Genomic DNA, 16,560 nt, shown 5'->3' with positions numbered 1-16,560 from the left:
TCAAAAAAACAGCAAGGAAATGGCTATGCGTATTTTGCCTGTTATCGCCGCGGTGACAGCCGCGTTTCTCGTTGTTGCCTGTAGCTCCCCGACGCCACCTCCGGGCGTCACCGTTGTCACCCCTTTCGATTCGCAACGTTATCTTGGCAAATGGTATGAAATCGCCCGGTTTGACCACCGTTTTGAGCGCGGATTACAGCGCGTGACGGCAACCTACAGTTCCATGGATGATGGCGGAATTCAGGTGGTGAACCGAGGATATAACCCTGAACGCGGAATGTGGCAGCAGGTGGTTGGCCAGGCCTACTTTACCGGCGACCCAAGCAGAGCGGCCCTGAAAGTGTCCTTCTTCGGGCCATTCTATGGTGGCTATAACGTCATCGCGCTGGACAAAGAATATCGCCATGCGCTGGTATGCGGGCCAGATCGCGACTATTTGTGGATACTCTCTCGCACCCCGACCATTTCAGACGAAATGAAACAGCAGATGCTTGATGTCGCGACCCGGCAAGGGTTTGATGCATCGAAATTAATGTGGATTGAACAGCCGCATTAGTGCGTGCTGATTTTTAACCCGATGATCCCTGCAACGATTAACGCGAGGCTGGCGATACGCGCCGGGCTCGCGGACTCACCCAGCAGCAGAATGCCGGTGATCGCCGCACCGACCGCACCGATCCCTGTCCAGACAGCATAAGCGGTCCCTACGGGCAGCGTTCGCATCGCCCACGAGAGCAGCGCAATGCTGACAATCATCGCCGTCACCGTAATGATGCTCGGCGTTAAACGGGTAAAACCGTGGGTGTATTTCAGGCCAATCGCCCACACCACTTCAAGCAAACCGGCAATCAAAAGAATAATCCAGGACATATCAGGCTCCTTAACTTAAATAACAGTATGGGGCCGTCCCCGATGTTCGAAGCGCTTGCAGGTCGTCCCGCAAGGCATAAGCAGAGTGTGTATTTTCCGCAGAAAGCGAATTTATTTCAATCCATTTCTAAAAGACAGGTAATAGCCGGAAATAGCCGCGGTATGTAACGGAGTTCGCTCCTTTATCACTCATCGGACTTGTTTAAGATAGGGGCCTTTCTGATGACAGTCAGCTTATCCCTTTGCCTGATGCGAAAACGACATGTTTAAAATTCTTTTGATTGACCGTTGTCACTTCACCCGTTCAGGGCTTGAAGCATGGCTCAATCATTCAGGTTTGTTCACCGGCGATTTTACGATAACGGGTGTGAATAACCTTTTCCTGGCAAGAGAACATATTCTCCACTGGAAACCGACGCTGGTCATCGCTGATTTAAATAGTTTTATGCAGGATATGAATGATGCGCAGCAATTATCTTCGCTGCTTAACGCGAGCGAGAGGCTGCCGTTTATATTACTGCAATCCAGCGAACAGACAGATATGTCAGGGTATATTAAGCAATACCCGCTGTGGGCCACTCTCTGCAAAAGTGCTCGACTGGAATTGCTGGCGAAAGTCATTAACGAAGCATTAAGCACTCGTGCTCAATGTGCGTCGCCGAGCGTCACGCAACCCCTTCTGACAAGACAGGAAGAGAAAGTCTTAACGCTCTGGATGGAAGGCGCCAGCAATCAGAAGATAGCCGGGCAGCTCAGCATTAACAGTAAAACGGTGTATACCTACAAACGAAATATCCGCGTGAAGCTACATATGGATACCCGTTTTTCACCGTTTTTGTCACTTCAGGACGTACAAAGCTGACGGTACGGCGATCGTTCGTATCCCGTACCGTCCGGATATCACACTGCTTAGTTCTGCGCTTTCGTCGCTGCGCCAGAAATTGCGCTACCGCCGTCCGAAATATCCTCACCTACACCACGCGTGGTGTTACAGGCGGTCAGAACCGAGGAAAGCACCAGAACAGAAAAGATCGCTGCAATTGTTTTCTTAACCATAATATCTTCCTTTTATAGCCAATGTTATTTGTGTATAGCTACTTAAGGATAGACAAAATCCATCCGTTCGACGGAAAAGGGCCGATTTTTAGGAAAATTAGACGTTTTAGCTGGCGGCGTGAGAAATGGCATGGCCGAGGGATTTAATGTCTTCGCCTACACCACGTGCGGTATTGCAGCCAGACAGGATGGCGCTGGAAAGGGTTAGCATCAGCAGAATTTTAATCGTACGTTTCATCATCCCTGCCTGAATATTACAGGCGCAGCGAGCGCTGCGCCTTAAGTCTTTTACATGAATTACTTCACGCGAGATACGTATTCGCCAGAGCGGGTATCGACTTTGATGACTTCGCCAGTCTGTACGAACAGCGGTACTTTAACCACTGCACCGGTAGACAGTTTGGCTGGCTTACCGCCAGTACCAGCAGTGTCACCCTTCAGGCCTGGATCGGTTTCGATGATTTCCAGTTCTACAAAGTTTGGTGGCGTTACAGAGATTGGCTGACCGTTCCACAGAGTCACGATGCACTCTGCCTGATCCAACAACCATTTCGCATTCTCACCCACGGCTTTCTCATCAGCAGACAGCTGTTCGAAAGTCGTGTTGTTCATGAAGTGATAGAACTCACCGTCGTTGTACAGGTAAGTCAGGTTCATATCGACTACGTCTGCGCCTTCGGCAGAGTCAGTAGATTTGAAGGTTTTCTCAACGCGGGTACCGGTCAGCAGGCGGCGCAGCTTAACGCGCGCGAATGCCTGGCCTTTACCTGGTTTAACGAATTCGCTCGCTTCAACCGCATACGGTTCGCCATCCATCATGATTTTAAGACCAGCACGAAAATCGTTGCTATAGTAAGTCGCCATAAGGCCCTCTGAAAATTGTTAACTGGTAGCTAAGCCACAAAATGGCGCATATTGTAACCCTAAATACCCCGTACAGAGAAGATTGGTTATCGCAACTTGCCGATGTCATCACCAGTCCCGATGAACTGCTGCGTCTGTTGAATATAGACTCTGATGAAAATATGCTGGCTGGCCGTGAGGCAAAGCGTCTTTTTGCGCTGCGTGTGCCACGGGCATTTGTCGCACGCATGGAGAAAGGCAATCCTAACGATCCACTGCTAAAACAGGTGCTTACATCGCAAGATGAGTTTGTTACCGCACCCGGTTTTAGCACCGATCCGTTAGAAGAGCAGAACAACGTCGTGCCCGGTTTACTGCACAAATACCGTAACCGCGCACTGCTGCTGGTGAAAGGAGGCTGCGCGGTAAATTGTCGTTATTGCTTCCGCCGTCACTTCCCATACGCCGAAAATCCAGGCAATAAGCGCAACTGGCAGGTGGCGCTGGACTATATTGCGGCCCATCCCGAGCTGGATGAGATTATTTTTTCCGGCGGCGATCCGCTCATGGCGAAGGATCACGAACTTGACTGGCTGCTCACGCAGCTGGAAGCGATACCGCATATTAAGCGTTTGCGTATTCACAGCCGTTTGCCGATTGTCATCCCAGCGCGCATTACTGACGGTCTGGTTTCCCGGTTTGCAGCGTCCCCTTTACAAATCCTGTTGGTCAATCATATTAACCACGCGAATGAAATCGATGAGGCGTTCCGCTCTGCGATGACGCGTCTGCGTAACGTGGGCGTGACGCTGTTGAATCAAAGCGTGCTGCTGCGCGGCGTGAATGATAATGCTCAGACGCTTGCTGACCTGAGCAACGCGCTGTTTGATGCGTCGGTAATGCCCTATTACCTGCACGTTCTGGACAGGGTTCAGGGTGCGGCGCATTTCATGGTGAGCGATGAAGAAGCCCGGCAGATCATGCGGGAGCTGTTGACGCTTGTTTCCGGCTATATGGTGCCGAAACTGGCGAGAGAAATCGGCGGTGAGCCAAGTAAAACGCCGCTAGATTTACAGCTGCGGCAGAATTAATTCCCCAGTCCTCTTCCGCTGGAAGAGGGTGACGAGTCCTGTACCTATTCGACAGAATGTGTTTGCGCCGATCAATCCCCTCTCCCGTGGGAGAGGGTTAAAGTATCAAGGCGCAGCGATCAATTCGGGCACTTATAAACCTGACCGTTCATTGTGCTGGCGGTCGGGACAAAGCTCGACAGCACGCCCTGGGTTGGGCTGCTGACGCCATAAATCACGTTCCCACCCATCGCTGCTGCCTGATTGCGTAGCGCGTTCGCCGCTCCGCGCATTGAACCGCCCTCGTCACCGTGTTGGCCTGACATCCAGTTACTTTGTTCACCGGTCGCCGAGCCTACTAGCTGACATTCGCTGCCCGGCTTATCTTCCACAAAGCGAACGCCCTGACCACCTGCGGATAGCTCGTTACTGGAGCTACAACCCGCCAGCAGCATTGCTGCCCCTACGATCCCTGCACAGACTGTTACGCGCATGTTATTCCTCGTTTTCAATAAGCTGGACAAACGTTGTCCCTGTCTAAACCTTATACTAAAAAGATGACCAAAAGAAAAACCCCCAGACATTTCTGTCTGAGGGTTTTTCAGTTCTGGGACGTGTGCGCCAAAATCATTCTGGTTGCAGGAAGGCGGCAAGTTCGTGAATTCCCAGGAGCTTACTGAAGTAAGTGACTGGGGTTCGCGAACGCAGCCAACGCATCTGCAGCCTGAAGGATGCCGGGCGCGGGCAAATTACATCATGCCGCCCATACCACCCATACCGCCCATACCGCCTGCACCTAAGTCAGGACCGTCGCCTTTCGGCACGTCGGTAATCATGCATTCGGTGGTGATCATCAGACCCGCTACGGACGCCGCATACTGCAGAGCAGAACGGGTCACTTTAGTTGGGTCCAGGATACCCATGTCGATCATGTTGCCGTATTCTTCGGTTGCAGCGTTGTAACCGTAGTTACCGTCACCCGCTTTCACGGTGTTAGCCACTACTGAAGGCTCTTCGCCGCAGTTCAGCACGATCTGACGCAGTGGCGCTTCCATTGCGCGCAGCGCAACTTTGATACCCACGTTTTGATCTTCGTTCTGACCACGCAGTTCGCTCAGTTTAGACGCCACGCGAATCAGCGCTACGCCACCACCTGCAACCACGCCTTCTTCCACTGCTGCACGGGTCGCGTGCAGAGCATCGTCAACGCGTGCTTTTTTCTCTTTCATTTCAACTTCGGTCGCTGCACCGACTTTGATAACCGCAACGCCGCCAGCCAGTTTCGCTACGCGCTCCTGCAGTTTTTCACGGTCGTAATCAGAGGTCGCTTCTTCGATTTGCTTACGAATCTGACCAACACGGCCCTGAATAGCGGCTTCTTCACCCACGCCATCGATGATGGTGGTGGTGTCTTTGTTGATGATGACGCGCTTCGCCTGACCCATATCTTCCAGAGTCGCTTTTTCCAGCTCCATACCGATCTCTTCAGAGATTACGGTACCGCCAGTCAAGGTTGCGATGTCCTGCAGCATAGCTTTACGACGGTCGCCGAAGCCAGGTGCTTTAACGGCAGCCACTTTCACGATACCGCGCATGGTGTTAACCACCAGCGTCGCGAGCGCTTCGCCTTCAACATCTTCAGCGATGATCAGCAGTGGTTTACCTGCTTTCGCAACGGCTTCCAGAACAGGCAGCATTTCGCGGATGTTGGAGATTTTTTTGTCAGCCAGCAGGATGAACGGGCTTTCCAGTTCAACAGCGCCAGTTTCTGGCTTGTTGATGAAGTAAGGAGACAGGTAGCCGCGGTCGAACTGCATACCTTCAACCACGTCCAGTTCGTCTTCCAGGCCGGTACCGTCTTCAACGGTGATCACGCCTTCTTTACCGACTTTATCCATCGCTTCAGCGATCAATTTACCTACGGTTTCGTCGGAGTTAGCGGAGATAGTACCCACCTGCGCAATAGCTTTAGAGTCAGAGCACGGTACGGACAGGGTTTTCAGCTCTTCAACAGCGGCGATAACCGCTTTGTCGATACCACGTTTGAGGTCCATCGGGTTCATGCCCGCAGCGACCGCTTTCAGACCTTCAGTGATGATAGCCTGTGCCAGTACGGTTGCGGTGGTGGTGCCGTCGCCTGCAGCGTCGTTCGCTTTAGAGGCAACTTCTTTCACCATCTGTGCGCCCATGTTTTCGAACTTGTCTTCCAGTTCGATTTCACGTGCTACGGAAACACCATCTTTCGTGATGGTTGGAGCGCCGAAGGATTTATCCAGCACTACGTTACGGCCTTTCGGGCCGAGGGTGACTTTTACTGCGTCTGCCAGTACGTTTACGCCGCGCAGCATTTTCACACGAGCGTCGTTACCGAATTTTACGTCTTTAGCTGCCATTTTATCTTTCCCTTAAATTCGTATGTTCAGTGTCGTTCGCGGATTACGCTTCAACAATTGCCAGAATGTCGCTTTCGGACATGATCAACACTTCTTCATTGTCGATCTTCTCGGATTTCACGCCGTAACCATCGTTGAAAATCACGATGTCGCCCACTTTAACGTCCAGTGGCTGCACAGTACCGTTTTCCAGGATGCGGCCCTTACCGACAGCGATGATTTCGCCACGAGTTGATTTGGTTGCTGCAGAACCGGTCAGAACGATGCCGCCCGCAGATTTGGTTTCAACTTCTTTACGCTTGACGATCACACGATCATGTAACGGACGAATACTCATTGATAGCTCTCCTTCGAGAAAGTCATTATCAGTTATGGAAGACGCCGGGCCGTAAAAGGTTTACCGACTGGTGACCTGAGAGATGGGGGTCGAAAACTGCCCCTTCAAGGGGTTGTCGAAAAAAAATTTACGAAAGTGTTACCATCGCTTCTCTTTTAGCAGTAGCAGGACGAGGTCAATGAGTGGACTAAAACAGGAGTTGGGACTTGCGCAGGGCGTGGGTTTACTCTCAACGTCCTTACTGGGAACCGGCGTGTTTGCGGTGCCCGCACTGGCGGCGCTGGTGGCCGGAAACAACAGCCTGTGGGCGTGGCCAGTGTTGATCGCCCTGGTCTTTCCGATAGCCATTGTCTTCGCGATTCTCGGACGCCATTTCCCCAGCGCTGGCGGCGTGGCGCATTTTGTCGGCATGGCGTTTGGGCCGCGCCTGGAGCGCGTCACGGGCTGGCTTTTTCTGTCGGTGATTCCGGTTGGCTTACCCGCCGCCCTGCATATCGCCACCGGTTTCGGCCAGGCGCTGTTTGGCTGGCACGATGAGCAACTGCTGTTTGCTGAGCTGGGCACGCTGGCGATCGTCTGGTGGGTGGGTTCACGCGGGGCCAGCTCCAGCGCCAATCTGCAAACGCTGGTCGCCATACTGATTGTGGCGTTGATCGCGGCGATCTGGTGGGCGGGTGACATGAGCGTGGGCGAAATTCCGTTCCCGGCCATATCGGACGTGAATCATTCACAACTCTTCGCCGCGCTTTCGGTGATGTTCTGGTGTTTTGTCGGGCTGGAAGCTTTTGCGCATCTGGCCTCAGAATTTAAACAGCCTGAACGTGATTTTCCGCGCGCGCTGATGATTGGCCTGTTGCTGGCCGGGACGGTTTACTGGGCATGTACCGTGCTGGTGCTGCACTTTAACGCCTACGGCTCAGACACGGCTGCGGCCGCATCGCTGCCGGGTATCGTTGTGCAACTGTTTGGAGTGAAAGCGTTGTGGATTGCCTGCGTGATTGGCTATCTCGCCTGTTTCGCCAGCCTGAACATCTACATTCAAAGCTTTGCGCGCCTGATGTGGTCCCAGGCGCAATACAAGCCGAACAGTCGTCTGTCACGCCTGTCGAAGCGCCAGTTGCCGATAAATGCATTAAACGCGGTGCTGGGCTGCTGTGTGTTGAGTACGCTCGGTATTTATTGGCTCAACATCAATCTGGATGCGCTCATTGTCTACGCCAACGGCATTTTCATCATGATTTACCTGCTGTGTATGCTGGCAGGATGTCGATTGTTGACGGGGCGTTTTAAAGTGCTGGCGGTCATCGGTGGCGTGCTGTGTATGCTCCTGCTGGCCATGGTGGGCTGGAAAAGCCTCTACGCGATTATTATGCTGGCGGGGCTATGGTTCTTACTGCCCAAGCGCAGCATCATTAGATAGCAAAACGCCCGGCAAAGCCGGGCGTTGTTGTCTTAGCGCTCGTCGTCTTTATGATCGAGGCGGTCACGCTGATCGTCTTTACGCTGGTATTCCCCTTCGAAGGTGTCTCCATTTCCCGGCCCGGTGCTGAATCCACCGCCGGGCATCCGGTTAAAACGCAAATGGGGCAAAAGGCGCATCGTCAGGAGCTTTTGCACTGGCGGCAGCAGCAGCAACAGGCCCAGGAAATCGGTGAAAAATCCTGGCAGGATCAGCAGCAGGCCAGCAAGAATCAGCGACACGCTTTTGATCATCTCCTCAGCAGGGCTTTCACCGGCCGCCATCTTTTGCTGCATTAACAGGAAATTTTTGAAACCCTGATTACGTACCAGCGACATACCTATTACTGATGTGAATATGACCAGGATCAGCGTCAGCAGGACTCCCATCACATGAGCGACCTGGATAAAAATAGAAATCTCTATGTAAACGTAGAGAAAAATAGCAATAAAAGGTATCCAGCGCACTGGCTTCTCCTGTGTGGCAGACGCCGTCTGGCCCCTGTCTGAATGTGTTTGCGATTCGCGTTTCTTTGAAATGGTGACGGTTAGCCAAATTTCAATCGGTTTGCACGGATATTTTTTTGGAAACATTCAAGCGGTGACTCATTTCACAGATTAATAATTATCATGCCGCGAGGGCGATAATAAGTGATCCAGATTACGGCAATTCGCTATCATCAGCATATCATCTCGGGTATCTGGCTGATTGAGGGAATAATCGTCGGTCAGCAAATATTCAAAACCACATATCTACTGTGTGTTTAGTACAATCCATCGGCAGCTTTAAAAGAAGGTTCACATGTTAAACAACATTCGTATCGAAGAAGATTTGTTGGGTACCAGGGAAGTTCCAGCGGATGCCTATTACGGTATTCACACTCTGAGAGCGATTGAGAACTTCTACATCAGCAACAACAAAATCAGTGACATCCCTGAGTTTGTACGCGGTATGGTGATGGTGAAGAAAGCGGCAGCCCTGGCAAACAAAGAGCTGCAAACCATTCCTAAAAGCGCTGCAAATGCCATCATCGCAGCCTGCGATGAAGTGTTGAACAACGGAAAATGCATGGACCAGTTCCCCGTCGACGTCTATCAGGGCGGCGCAGGCACATCCGTGAACATGAACACCAACGAAGTATTGGCAAACATTGGCCTGGAGCTGATGGGTCACCAGAAAGGTGAGTACCAGTACCTCAATCCTAACGACCACGTAAACAAATGCCAGTCTACTAACGACGCCTACCCGACCGGCTTCCGCATCGCGGTTTACGCTTCTGTTTTGAAACTGATCGACGCGATTAACCAACTGGGCGACGGCTTCCAGCGCAAAGCGGTGGAGTTCCAGGATATTCTGAAAATGGGTCGTACCCAGTTGCAGGATGCGGTGCCGATGACCCTCGGTCAGGAATTCCACGCGTTTAACGTGCTGTTGAATGAAGAGACCCGCAACATTCTGCGTACCTCCGAACTGCTGCTTGAAGTCAACCTCGGCGCAACGGCCATCGGGACTCGCCTCAACACTCCTGACGGTTATCAACAGTTGGCCGTCGCGAAGCTGGCAGAAGTGTCTAACCTCGCGGTTGTTCCAGCCGAAGACCTGATCGAAGCGACGTCCGACTGCGGCGCTTACGTCATGGTGCACAGTGCGCTGAAACGCCTGGCGGTTAAACTGTCCAAAATCTGTAACGACTTGCGCCTGCTCTCTTCCGGCCCGCGCGCTGGCCTGAACGAAATCAACCTGCCAGAGCTGCAGGCCGGTTCGTCCATCATGCCAGCCAAAGTGAACCCGGTAGTGCCAGAAGTGGTGAATCAGGTGTGCTTCAAAGTCATCGGTAACGACATCACCGTCACCATGGCTTCCGAAGCCGGCCAGCTGCAGCTGAACGTCATGGAGCCCGTGATTGGCCAGGCAATGTTTGAATCCATCCATATCCTGACTAACGCATGCTACAACCTGCTGGAAAAATGCATCAACGGCATCACGGCCAATAAAGCCGTGTGTGAAAGCTTCGTCTACAATTCTATCGGCATCGTCACCTATCTGAACCCGTTCATTGGCCATCACAACGGCGATATCGTTGGTAAGATTTGTGCTGAAACCGGTAAGAGCGTGCGCGAAGTCGTACTTGAGCGTGGATTGCTGACAGAGGCCGAACTGGATGATATCTTCTCGGCGCAAAACCTGATGCATCCGGCATATAAAGCGAAACGGTATACCGATGAAAGCGAACAGTAACCGTTCCGGTTAAATTTCCGAAAGGCACGTCACCCGGTGACGTGCCTTTTTGCTTTTATAGGACATCACAAAAATAACATTTATGTATCCAACATCTAACATTCAAGGAAGCGATTATGATTGTCATTGAGCTGATTATCGTTTTAGCGGCGATTTTCATCGGCGCCAGGCTAGGAGGAATTGGTATCGGCTATGCCGGGGGATTGGGCGTACTGGTTCTGGCAGCCATTGGTGTCGCTCCGGGGAAAATCCCTTTTGACGTGATCTCCATCATCATGGCGGTGATTGCGGCCATCTCGGCTATGCAGATTGCAGGGGGTCTGGATTATCTGGTTAATCAAACCGAAAAACTGCTACGCAAAAACCCGAAATACATCACCATTCTCGCGCCAGTCGTCACTTACTTCCTGACGATTTTTGCCGGTACGGGCAACATCTCACTGGCGACGCTGCCGGTTATTGCCGAAGTGGCGAAAGAGCAAGGTATTAAGCCGTGCCGTCCGCTGTCGACTGCCGTGGTGTCTGCGCAGATTGCAATTACCGCCTCGCCGATTTCTGCCGCGGTGGTGTATATGTCATCGGTAATGGAAGGCCATGGCGTCAGCTATATTCATCTGCTCTCCGTGGTGATCCCGTCGACGCTGCTGGCCGTACTGCTCATGTCGTTCCTGGTCACCACGCTGTTTAACTCCAAACTTTCTGACGATCCGGTGTACCTGAAACGTCTGGAAGAAGGTCTGATCGAACTGCGCGGTGAAAATAAAGTTGAGATCAAACCGCGCGCAAAACTGTCGGTGCTGCTGTTCCTGCTGGGGGTGGTCTGCGTGGTGATTTATGCCATCGTCAACAGCCCAAGCCTGGGTCTGGTAGCAACGCCGCTGATGAATACCACCAACGCGATCCTGATTATTATGCTGAGCGTCGCGACCCTGACCACCGTGCTGTGCGGCGTGGAAACGGACAGTATTCTCAGCTCCAGTACTTTCAAAGCCGGGATGAGCGCCTGTATCTGTATCCTCGGCGTGGCGTGGCTGGGTGATACCTTCGTCTCCCACAATATCGACTGGATTAAAGATACCGCAGGCACCGTGATTCAAGGCCATCCGTGGCTGCTGGCGGTGATTTTCTTTGTGGCTTCCGCGCTGCTGTACTCTCAGGCCGCGACGGCGAAAGCGCTGATGCCGATGGCGCTGGCGCTGAACGTGTCGCCACTGACAGCGGTCGCCTCCTTCGCTGCCGTTTCTGGCCTGTTTATTCTGCCAACCTACCCGACGCTTGTCGCAGCCGTGCAGATGGACGATACCGGGACTACGCGCATCGGGCGTTTCGTCTTTAACCATCCGTTCTTTATTCCGGGCACGATGGGCGTAGTGTTTGCCGTGTGCTTCGGTTTCCTCATCGGTAGCGTGATTCTTTAAGCGTTCGATGTTGTAAAATTTGTTAAATTCGGGCCGCTCAGCGGCCCGATTCATTAATGACCTCCGACCCGCCATGATATAGTGATTTTTTCGCGATGAGGAGGTCGACTTGTGAACACGCCTGACGCCGTTGTTGTACTTTGTACCGCTCCCGATGAAGCGACTGCTCAGGAGCTGGCCGCCAAAGTACTGGCTGACAAGCTCGCTGCCTGCGTCACGATCCTGCCTGGCGCCACCTCCCTGTACTACTGGGAAGGCAAGCTTGAGCAAGAGTACGAAGTGCAAATGCTGCTCAAAACCACGGTAGCGCATCAGCAGGCGCTGCTGGATTGCCTCAAATCTCATCATCCCTACCAGACTCCGGAACTGCTGGTGCTCCCAGTGTCCCACGGCGATAACGACTATCTCTCATGGCTCAACGCTTCTTTACGCTGATCCTGCTGCTGTGCAGCACATCAGCCTTTGCCGGGTTGTTCGACGCACCTGGCCGCTCCAATTTTATTCCTGCTGACCAGGCGTTTGTCTTCGACTTCCAGCAAAACCAGCACGATCTCAGCCTCAACTGGCAGGTCAAAGACGGGTACTACCTCTACCGCAAACAGGTCAGCATCACGCCAGCCAATGCGAAAATCGGCGAGCCGCAACTGCCTGCGGGCGAGTGGCACGAAGACGAGTTTTACGGCAAAAGTGAAATCTACCGCCACCAGCTTGTCGTGCCGGTTAGCGTCAATCAGGCCGATAAAGGCGCGACGCTCACCGTGACGTATCAGGGCTGTGCCGACGCGGGTTTCTGCTATCCGCCAGAAACCAAAATTGTGCCGCTCAGTGAAGTGGCTGCGGCTGCTCAGCCTGCTGCGCCGCCGTCCAGTGAGAAGGGGGAAGACAGCGCAGAACTGCCGTTCTCCGCATTGTGGGCGCTACTCATCGGTATCGGTATCGCCTTTACGCCGTGCGTGTTGCCGATGTATCCACTCATCTCAGGCATCGTGCTCGGCGGTAAACAACGTTTATCCACCGGTCGCGCATTGCTGCTGGCGTTCATCTACGTTCAGGGCATGGCGCTCACCTACACCGCGCTCGGGATTGTGGTCGCCGCCGCCGGACTACAGTTCCAGGCCGCGCTTCAGCATCCGTATGTGCTTATCGGCCTGTCAGTGGTCTTTACCCTGTTGGCGCTGTCGATGTTTGGCCTGTTCAACCTGCAACTGCCGTCATCGCTGCAAACGCGTTTAACGCTGATGAGCAACCGTCAGCAAGGTGGCTCCGCTGGCGGCGTGTTTGTGATGGGCGCGATTGCCGGGCTGATTTGCTCGCCGTGTACCACCGCGCCGCTGAGCGCGATCCTGCTCTACATCGCACAAAGCGGGAACATGTGGCTGGGTGGCGGCACCTTGTATTTGTACGCGCTGGGCATGGGTTTGCCGCTGATTCTGGTCACCGTTTTTGGTAACCGTCTGCTGCCGAAAAGCGGGCCGTGGATGGAAACAGTCAAAATCGCCTTCGGTTTCGTCATCCTGGCGCTGCCGGTGTTCCTGCTGGAGCGCGTGATTGGTGACGTATGGGGCCTTCGTCTGTGGGCGCTTCTTGGCGTCGCGTTCTTCGGCTGGGCGTTCATCACCAGCCTGCAGGCACAAAAAGGGTGGATGCGCATCGTGCAAATCATCCTGCTGGCGGCTGCGTTGATCAGCGTGCGACCGCTTCAGGATTGGGCATTTGGTGCACCTGCAGCGCAAAATCAGGCTCATCTTAACTTTATTCAAATCAGCAACGTCGATGAGCTGAACCACGCGCTGGCGCAGGCAAAAGGTAAACCCGTCATGCTCGATCTGTACGCCGACTGGTGCGTCGCCTGCAAAGAGTTCGAAAAATACACCTTTAGCGATCCGCTGGTACAAAATGCGTTAAAAGATACGGTCCTGTTGCAGGCGAACGTTACCGCCAATAACGCGCAGGACAAGGCTTTACTGAAACAACTCAGCGTGCTCGGCCTGCCGACTATTCTGTTCTTCAATGAGCAGGGAGAAGAGCAGCCGAGCGAGCGGGTGACAGGATTTATGGATGCAACAGCGTTCAGCGCGCATTTGCGCGATCGCCAACCGTAAACGACACTGTTAACGGGATAAACCGTTAGCATTGGGAGGAGAAAACCGTGCAACGTGAAGACGTACTGGGACAAGCCCTGCAATTACTTGAGATACAAGGGATCGCCAGCACCACGCTTGAGATGGTCGCCGAACGCATCGATTATCCTCTGGATGAACTGCGCCGTTTCTGGCCGGATAAAGAAGCGCTGCTCTACGATGCGCTCCGCTATCTTAGCCAACAGGTCGATATCTGGCGCAGACAGCTCATGCTGAACGAAGAGCTGACGGCCGAGCAAAAAGTACTGGCGCGCTATACCGCGCTGGCGGATTGCGTGCGTAACAACCGCTATCCAGGCTGCCTGTTTATCGCCGCCTGCACGTTCTACCCGGATCCGGACCACCCGATCCATCAGCTCGCCGATCAGCAAAAACGTGCCGCTCACGACTTTACCCATGAGCTGCTCACAAAGCTTGAGGTCGACGATCCGGCGATGGTCGCCAAACAGATGGAGCTGGTGCTGGAGGGCTGCCTGAGCCGCATGCTGATCAATCGTAGCCTGACTGACGTTGAGACGGCGCATCGTCTGGCAGAAGATATTCTGCGCTTTGCCCAGTGTCGCATGGGCGGCGCGCTAACCTAAGCCAGCATTCCCGCCCACGCGGAGATGAACAGACACAGCGCCATCAGGCGCTGAAAGCGCACCATCGCCACGGTGGTGCGAAACACCCGATTCACCGCTTTTCCCAGCCATGCCCAGCACATCAAACACGCCATCGAAATCATCAGAAACCACAGCGCCATTAACGCCACATCGTGCAGCGCATTCGCGCCTGCGGGTGCAAACAAGCTCACAACCGCCAGCGCCATCATCCATGTTTTTGGGTTGATCACCTGCAATAATGCCGCCGCGCGGGCGGTAAACCGTCGATGTGTTCCTGTCGATAAATTTGCCGCTGGCGCGCTGAAAAGCTGCCAGCTCATCCAACTCAGCCACAGCACGCCGGCCCAACTCATCACCTGACGCACTAGCGGATATTGACGCAAAATCTCCCCTGCCCCCGCACCAGAAATCAACACAATCAGGCTTGCCGCAACACATCCCCCCAGAATCGCAGGCACGGTTTTTATAACGCCAACGTGCTGACTGTTGGTCAAAATGAGAATATTGGTCGGTCCGGGCGTTATCGAGGCGACAAACGCAAACAGCAGAAACGGCATCAGATCCACAGGTGACTCCTTATGTTTGGAGTCCTGACTGTGCCGCTATTTTCTGGAAACGTCTGGAAGGTTTGTGCACAACCGACGGTAATGGGCAGGTGTTATGCGGTAGGCACGCTGGAACCAGCGTCCTAAATGACTTTGATCGGCAAAACCGAGCGCCGCGGCCACCTCGACAGGTTGCTTGCCCATTCCCAACATTTGACGCGCTTTTGCCAGGCGCAGCTGGATAAGCCAGGCGTGCGGTGCCAGGTGGAATTCGCGTTTAAAGCAGCGCGTCAGCGTAAAGCGATCGGTGCCTGTTTCTCGCGCCAGATCGGACAAGCCGATATTGTCTCCCATGTGCGCATACAAATAATCGCGCGCACGATGAGCAACCGCGGCGCTTTGAAGCTGAGAGGGCAATCTTTTGCGCCAGTGACAATGGGACGTGATTTGTGCGAGCAGATTATCCATTGTGCTCTGCTGCACGATCTTCATCTCATCATTGTGAAGCGTGGAAAACGTGTCGCTGATGGTACGCACTAGCTGCGGTTCACGCGTCAGGGTTTGCGCGAAATGCAGCGAGTAACTTCCCGGCGTGGATTCATACAAGCCGTGCAGCGTATTTGTCAGCCACTGCTCATCGAGGTAAAACGTCAGATAGGTAAAGCCACCGTCTACCGGCGCGTCACCGTCGTGAATTTCACCCGGTTCCAGTAAAAACGCATCGCCGGGATGACTGCGATGCCGCTCGCGGCGGCAGTGGAATTGCTGCGTGCCAGACAGAGTAATGCCCACCAGATAGCTGTCGTGCCAGTGCGGATCGAAGGCGTGGCCTTCAAAGTGCGCTTTGATCGTCTCAATACCTGTTTCCGCATGCTGACGCAGCTCAAGCCAGTCGTTTGCCATACTTCCCCCTCATCACAATCAGCATTGCTCGCCCTAGCGTTTTTGTCTGGAAGATTTGTGCAAAATCGACGCGTAGATCGACAGATTGCCGTAAAGTTAAGCAGTTGAACAGCTTTCCCCGAATTAGGGTTGACGACCAAACGGGATTAAGGTTTAATGCGCTCCGTTGCCCGGATAGCTCAGTCGGTAGAGCAGGGGATTGAAAATCCCCGTGTCCTTGGTTCGATTCCGAGTCCGGGCACCACTTTTTAGAAAAACCCGCCTATGGCGGGTTTTTTGCTTTTGAAAGCACACACACGCTCTCAAATCCGCTCAATGACGCGTCATCCATCTCCCATCCCAACAAAATCCACGCACATCTGCATCCTCTTTTGTCGCTACACACCCGCCAGAGCTTTCAGCCACTGTGCAGTCATCCAGAATCCTTTGTTTCGTTTGTTAACATCATGACGCCATGCAGTAAATCAGGATAGCCACAGGCACGCCTGGATATTTTTATATTTGATATCAGCCATTAAGCATTGCTCGATTTTTTCTGCTCATGTTTACTCTGCGCCAAAATGATTCATTCCGGTTCAAACATCATTGTTTTTACAGAAAAAATATTAATATATATTTTCATCATCAACGTAAAAAACCAGTATTTAAATCAAACGAGAAAAAAGCCCCTGTTTCATCACGC

General features: G+C 53.2%; 19 protein-coding genes and 1 tRNA gene. 10 read left to right on the top strand and 10 right to left on the bottom strand.

Annotated features, from left to right (window positions below):
* Positions 1–25 precede the first annotated feature (25 nt).
* Positions 26–556: a lipocalin family protein gene (locus I6L74_RS10435; protein ID WP_059179916.1), complete on the top strand. Its 531-nt coding sequence runs from the start codon at positions 26–28 to the stop codon at positions 554–556.
* On the opposite strand, the gene sugE is transcribed toward I6L74_RS10435, so the two are convergent.
* A complete protein-coding gene (sugE, locus tag I6L74_RS10430; RefSeq protein WP_011915598.1) occupies positions 553–870 on the bottom strand; it encodes a quaternary ammonium compound efflux SMR transporter SugE in 318 nt (105 codons plus the stop codon). The genes I6L74_RS10435 and sugE overlap by 4 nt on opposite strands.
* Positions 871–1,132: 262 nt before the next feature.
* Between sugE and I6L74_RS10425 the strand changes: the two genes are divergently transcribed.
* Positions 1,133–1,732 (top strand): response regulator transcription factor, encoded by a 600-nt coding sequence (locus I6L74_RS10425; protein ID WP_059179915.1) that lies wholly within the window; start codon positions 1,133–1,135, stop codon positions 1,730–1,732.
* 47 nt (positions 1,733–1,779) lie between these two features.
* On the opposite strand, the gene ecnB is transcribed toward I6L74_RS10425, so the two are convergent.
* The 3 genes from ecnB to efp all read right to left on the bottom strand — a co-directional run bounded on the left by ecnB (position 1,780) and on the right by efp (position 2,790).
* A complete protein-coding gene (gene ecnB, locus I6L74_RS10420) occupies positions 1,780–1,926 on the bottom strand; it encodes a lipoprotein toxin entericidin B (RefSeq protein WP_006178941.1) in 147 nt (48 codons plus the stop codon).
* Between the two features lie 106 nt (positions 1,927–2,032).
* On the bottom strand, positions 2,033–2,164 hold the full coding sequence (locus I6L74_RS10415; protein WP_059179914.1) for an entericidin A/B family lipoprotein: 132 nt from the start codon (positions 2,162–2,164) through the stop codon (positions 2,033–2,035).
* 59 nt (positions 2,165–2,223) lie between these two features.
* Entirely contained in the window at positions 2,224–2,790 is a 567-nt protein-coding gene (gene efp / locus I6L74_RS10410) for an elongation factor P (RefSeq protein WP_011915594.1), read from the bottom strand.
* Positions 2,791–2,831: 41 nt separating this feature from the next.
* Here efp and epmB point away from each other — a divergent pair, with 41 nt between their 5' ends.
* Positions 2,832–3,860, top strand: a complete 1,029-nt coding sequence (gene epmB / locus I6L74_RS10405) for an EF-P beta-lysylation protein EpmB (RefSeq protein ID WP_059179913.1) — start codon at positions 2,832–2,834, stop codon at positions 3,858–3,860.
* A gap of 119 nt (positions 3,861–3,979) precedes the next feature.
* On the opposite strand, the gene I6L74_RS10400 is transcribed toward epmB, so the two are convergent.
* The 3 genes from I6L74_RS10400 to I6L74_RS10390 all read right to left on the bottom strand — a co-directional run bounded on the left by I6L74_RS10400 (position 3,980) and on the right by I6L74_RS10390 (position 6,569).
* Entirely contained in the window at positions 3,980–4,333 is a 354-nt protein-coding gene (locus I6L74_RS10400) for a DUF4156 domain-containing protein (RefSeq protein ID WP_059179912.1), read from the bottom strand.
* A 255-nt stretch (positions 4,334–4,588) separates the two neighbouring features.
* A complete protein-coding gene (gene groL, locus I6L74_RS10395) occupies positions 4,589–6,232 on the bottom strand; it encodes a chaperonin GroEL (RefSeq protein ID WP_059179911.1) in 1,644 nt (547 codons plus the stop codon).
* 43 nt (positions 6,233–6,275) lie between these two features.
* Positions 6,276–6,569: a co-chaperone GroES gene (locus I6L74_RS10390; RefSeq protein ID WP_011915590.1), complete on the bottom strand. Its 294-nt coding sequence runs from the start codon at positions 6,567–6,569 to the stop codon at positions 6,276–6,278.
* 178 nt (positions 6,570–6,747) lie between these two features.
* On the opposite strand from I6L74_RS10390, the gene yjeH reads away from it, so the two are divergent.
* Positions 6,748–7,989: an L-methionine/branched-chain amino acid transporter gene (yjeH, locus tag I6L74_RS10385; RefSeq protein ID WP_059179910.1), complete on the top strand. Its 1,242-nt coding sequence runs from the start codon at positions 6,748–6,750 to the stop codon at positions 7,987–7,989.
* A 32-nt stretch (positions 7,990–8,021) separates the two neighbouring features.
* On the opposite strand, the gene I6L74_RS10380 is transcribed toward yjeH, so the two are convergent.
* On the bottom strand, positions 8,022–8,495 hold the full coding sequence (locus I6L74_RS10380) for an FxsA family protein (RefSeq protein ID WP_059180037.1): 474 nt from the start codon (positions 8,493–8,495) through the stop codon (positions 8,022–8,024).
* Positions 8,496–8,829: 334 nt separating this feature from the next.
* On the opposite strand from I6L74_RS10380, the gene aspA reads away from it, so the two are divergent.
* From aspA to I6L74_RS10355, 5 genes are all read left to right on the top strand, one after another.
* Positions 8,830–10,266 carry an aspartate ammonia-lyase gene (gene aspA, locus I6L74_RS10375; protein ID WP_059179909.1) on the top strand — a complete coding sequence of 479 codons (1,437 nt, stop codon included), beginning with the start codon at positions 8,830–8,832 and terminating at the stop codon, positions 10,264–10,266.
* A 116-nt stretch (positions 10,267–10,382) separates the two neighbouring features.
* Entirely contained in the window at positions 10,383–11,684 is a 1,302-nt protein-coding gene (locus tag I6L74_RS10370; protein WP_059179908.1) for an anaerobic C4-dicarboxylate transporter, read from the top strand.
* A 111-nt stretch (positions 11,685–11,795) separates the two neighbouring features.
* Positions 11,796–12,119 (top strand): divalent cation tolerance protein CutA, encoded by a 324-nt coding sequence (gene cutA / locus I6L74_RS10365; protein ID WP_059179907.1) that lies wholly within the window; start codon positions 11,796–11,798, stop codon positions 12,117–12,119.
* Positions 12,095–13,786 carry a protein-disulfide reductase DsbD gene (locus I6L74_RS10360; protein ID WP_059179906.1) on the top strand — a complete coding sequence of 564 codons (1,692 nt, stop codon included), beginning with the start codon at positions 12,095–12,097 and terminating at the stop codon, positions 13,784–13,786. The genes cutA and I6L74_RS10360 overlap by 25 nt, the downstream gene beginning before the upstream one ends.
* 47 nt (positions 13,787–13,833) lie before the next feature.
* Positions 13,834–14,409 carry a transcriptional regulator gene (locus I6L74_RS10355; RefSeq protein WP_059179905.1) on the top strand — a complete coding sequence of 192 codons (576 nt, stop codon included), beginning with the start codon at positions 13,834–13,836 and terminating at the stop codon, positions 14,407–14,409.
* Here the strand turns inward: I6L74_RS10355 and I6L74_RS10350 are convergent.
* A complete protein-coding gene (locus tag I6L74_RS10350) occupies positions 14,406–14,996 on the bottom strand; it encodes a LysE family translocator (protein WP_059179904.1) in 591 nt (196 codons plus the stop codon). The genes I6L74_RS10355 and I6L74_RS10350 overlap by 4 nt on opposite strands.
* Before the next feature lie 36 nt (positions 14,997–15,032).
* Entirely contained in the window at positions 15,033–15,878 is an 846-nt protein-coding gene (locus I6L74_RS10345; RefSeq protein WP_059179903.1) for an AraC family transcriptional regulator, read from the bottom strand.
* A 168-nt stretch (positions 15,879–16,046) separates the two neighbouring features.
* Between I6L74_RS10345 and I6L74_RS10340 the strand changes: the two genes are divergently transcribed.
* Positions 16,047–16,122: transfer RNA gene (locus tag I6L74_RS10340), tRNA-Phe, on the top strand.
* The last annotated feature ends 438 nt before the right edge of the window (positions 16,123–16,560 follow it).

The sequence above is a fragment of the Lelliottia amnigena genome, from assembly GCF_019047465.1.
GTDB classification, from domain to species: Bacteria; Pseudomonadota; Gammaproteobacteria; order Enterobacterales; family Enterobacteriaceae; genus Enterobacter; species Enterobacter amnigenus.
The sequence above is the reverse complement of the archived record's forward strand: the minus strand, read 5'-3'. Positions and strand labels throughout refer to the sequence as shown.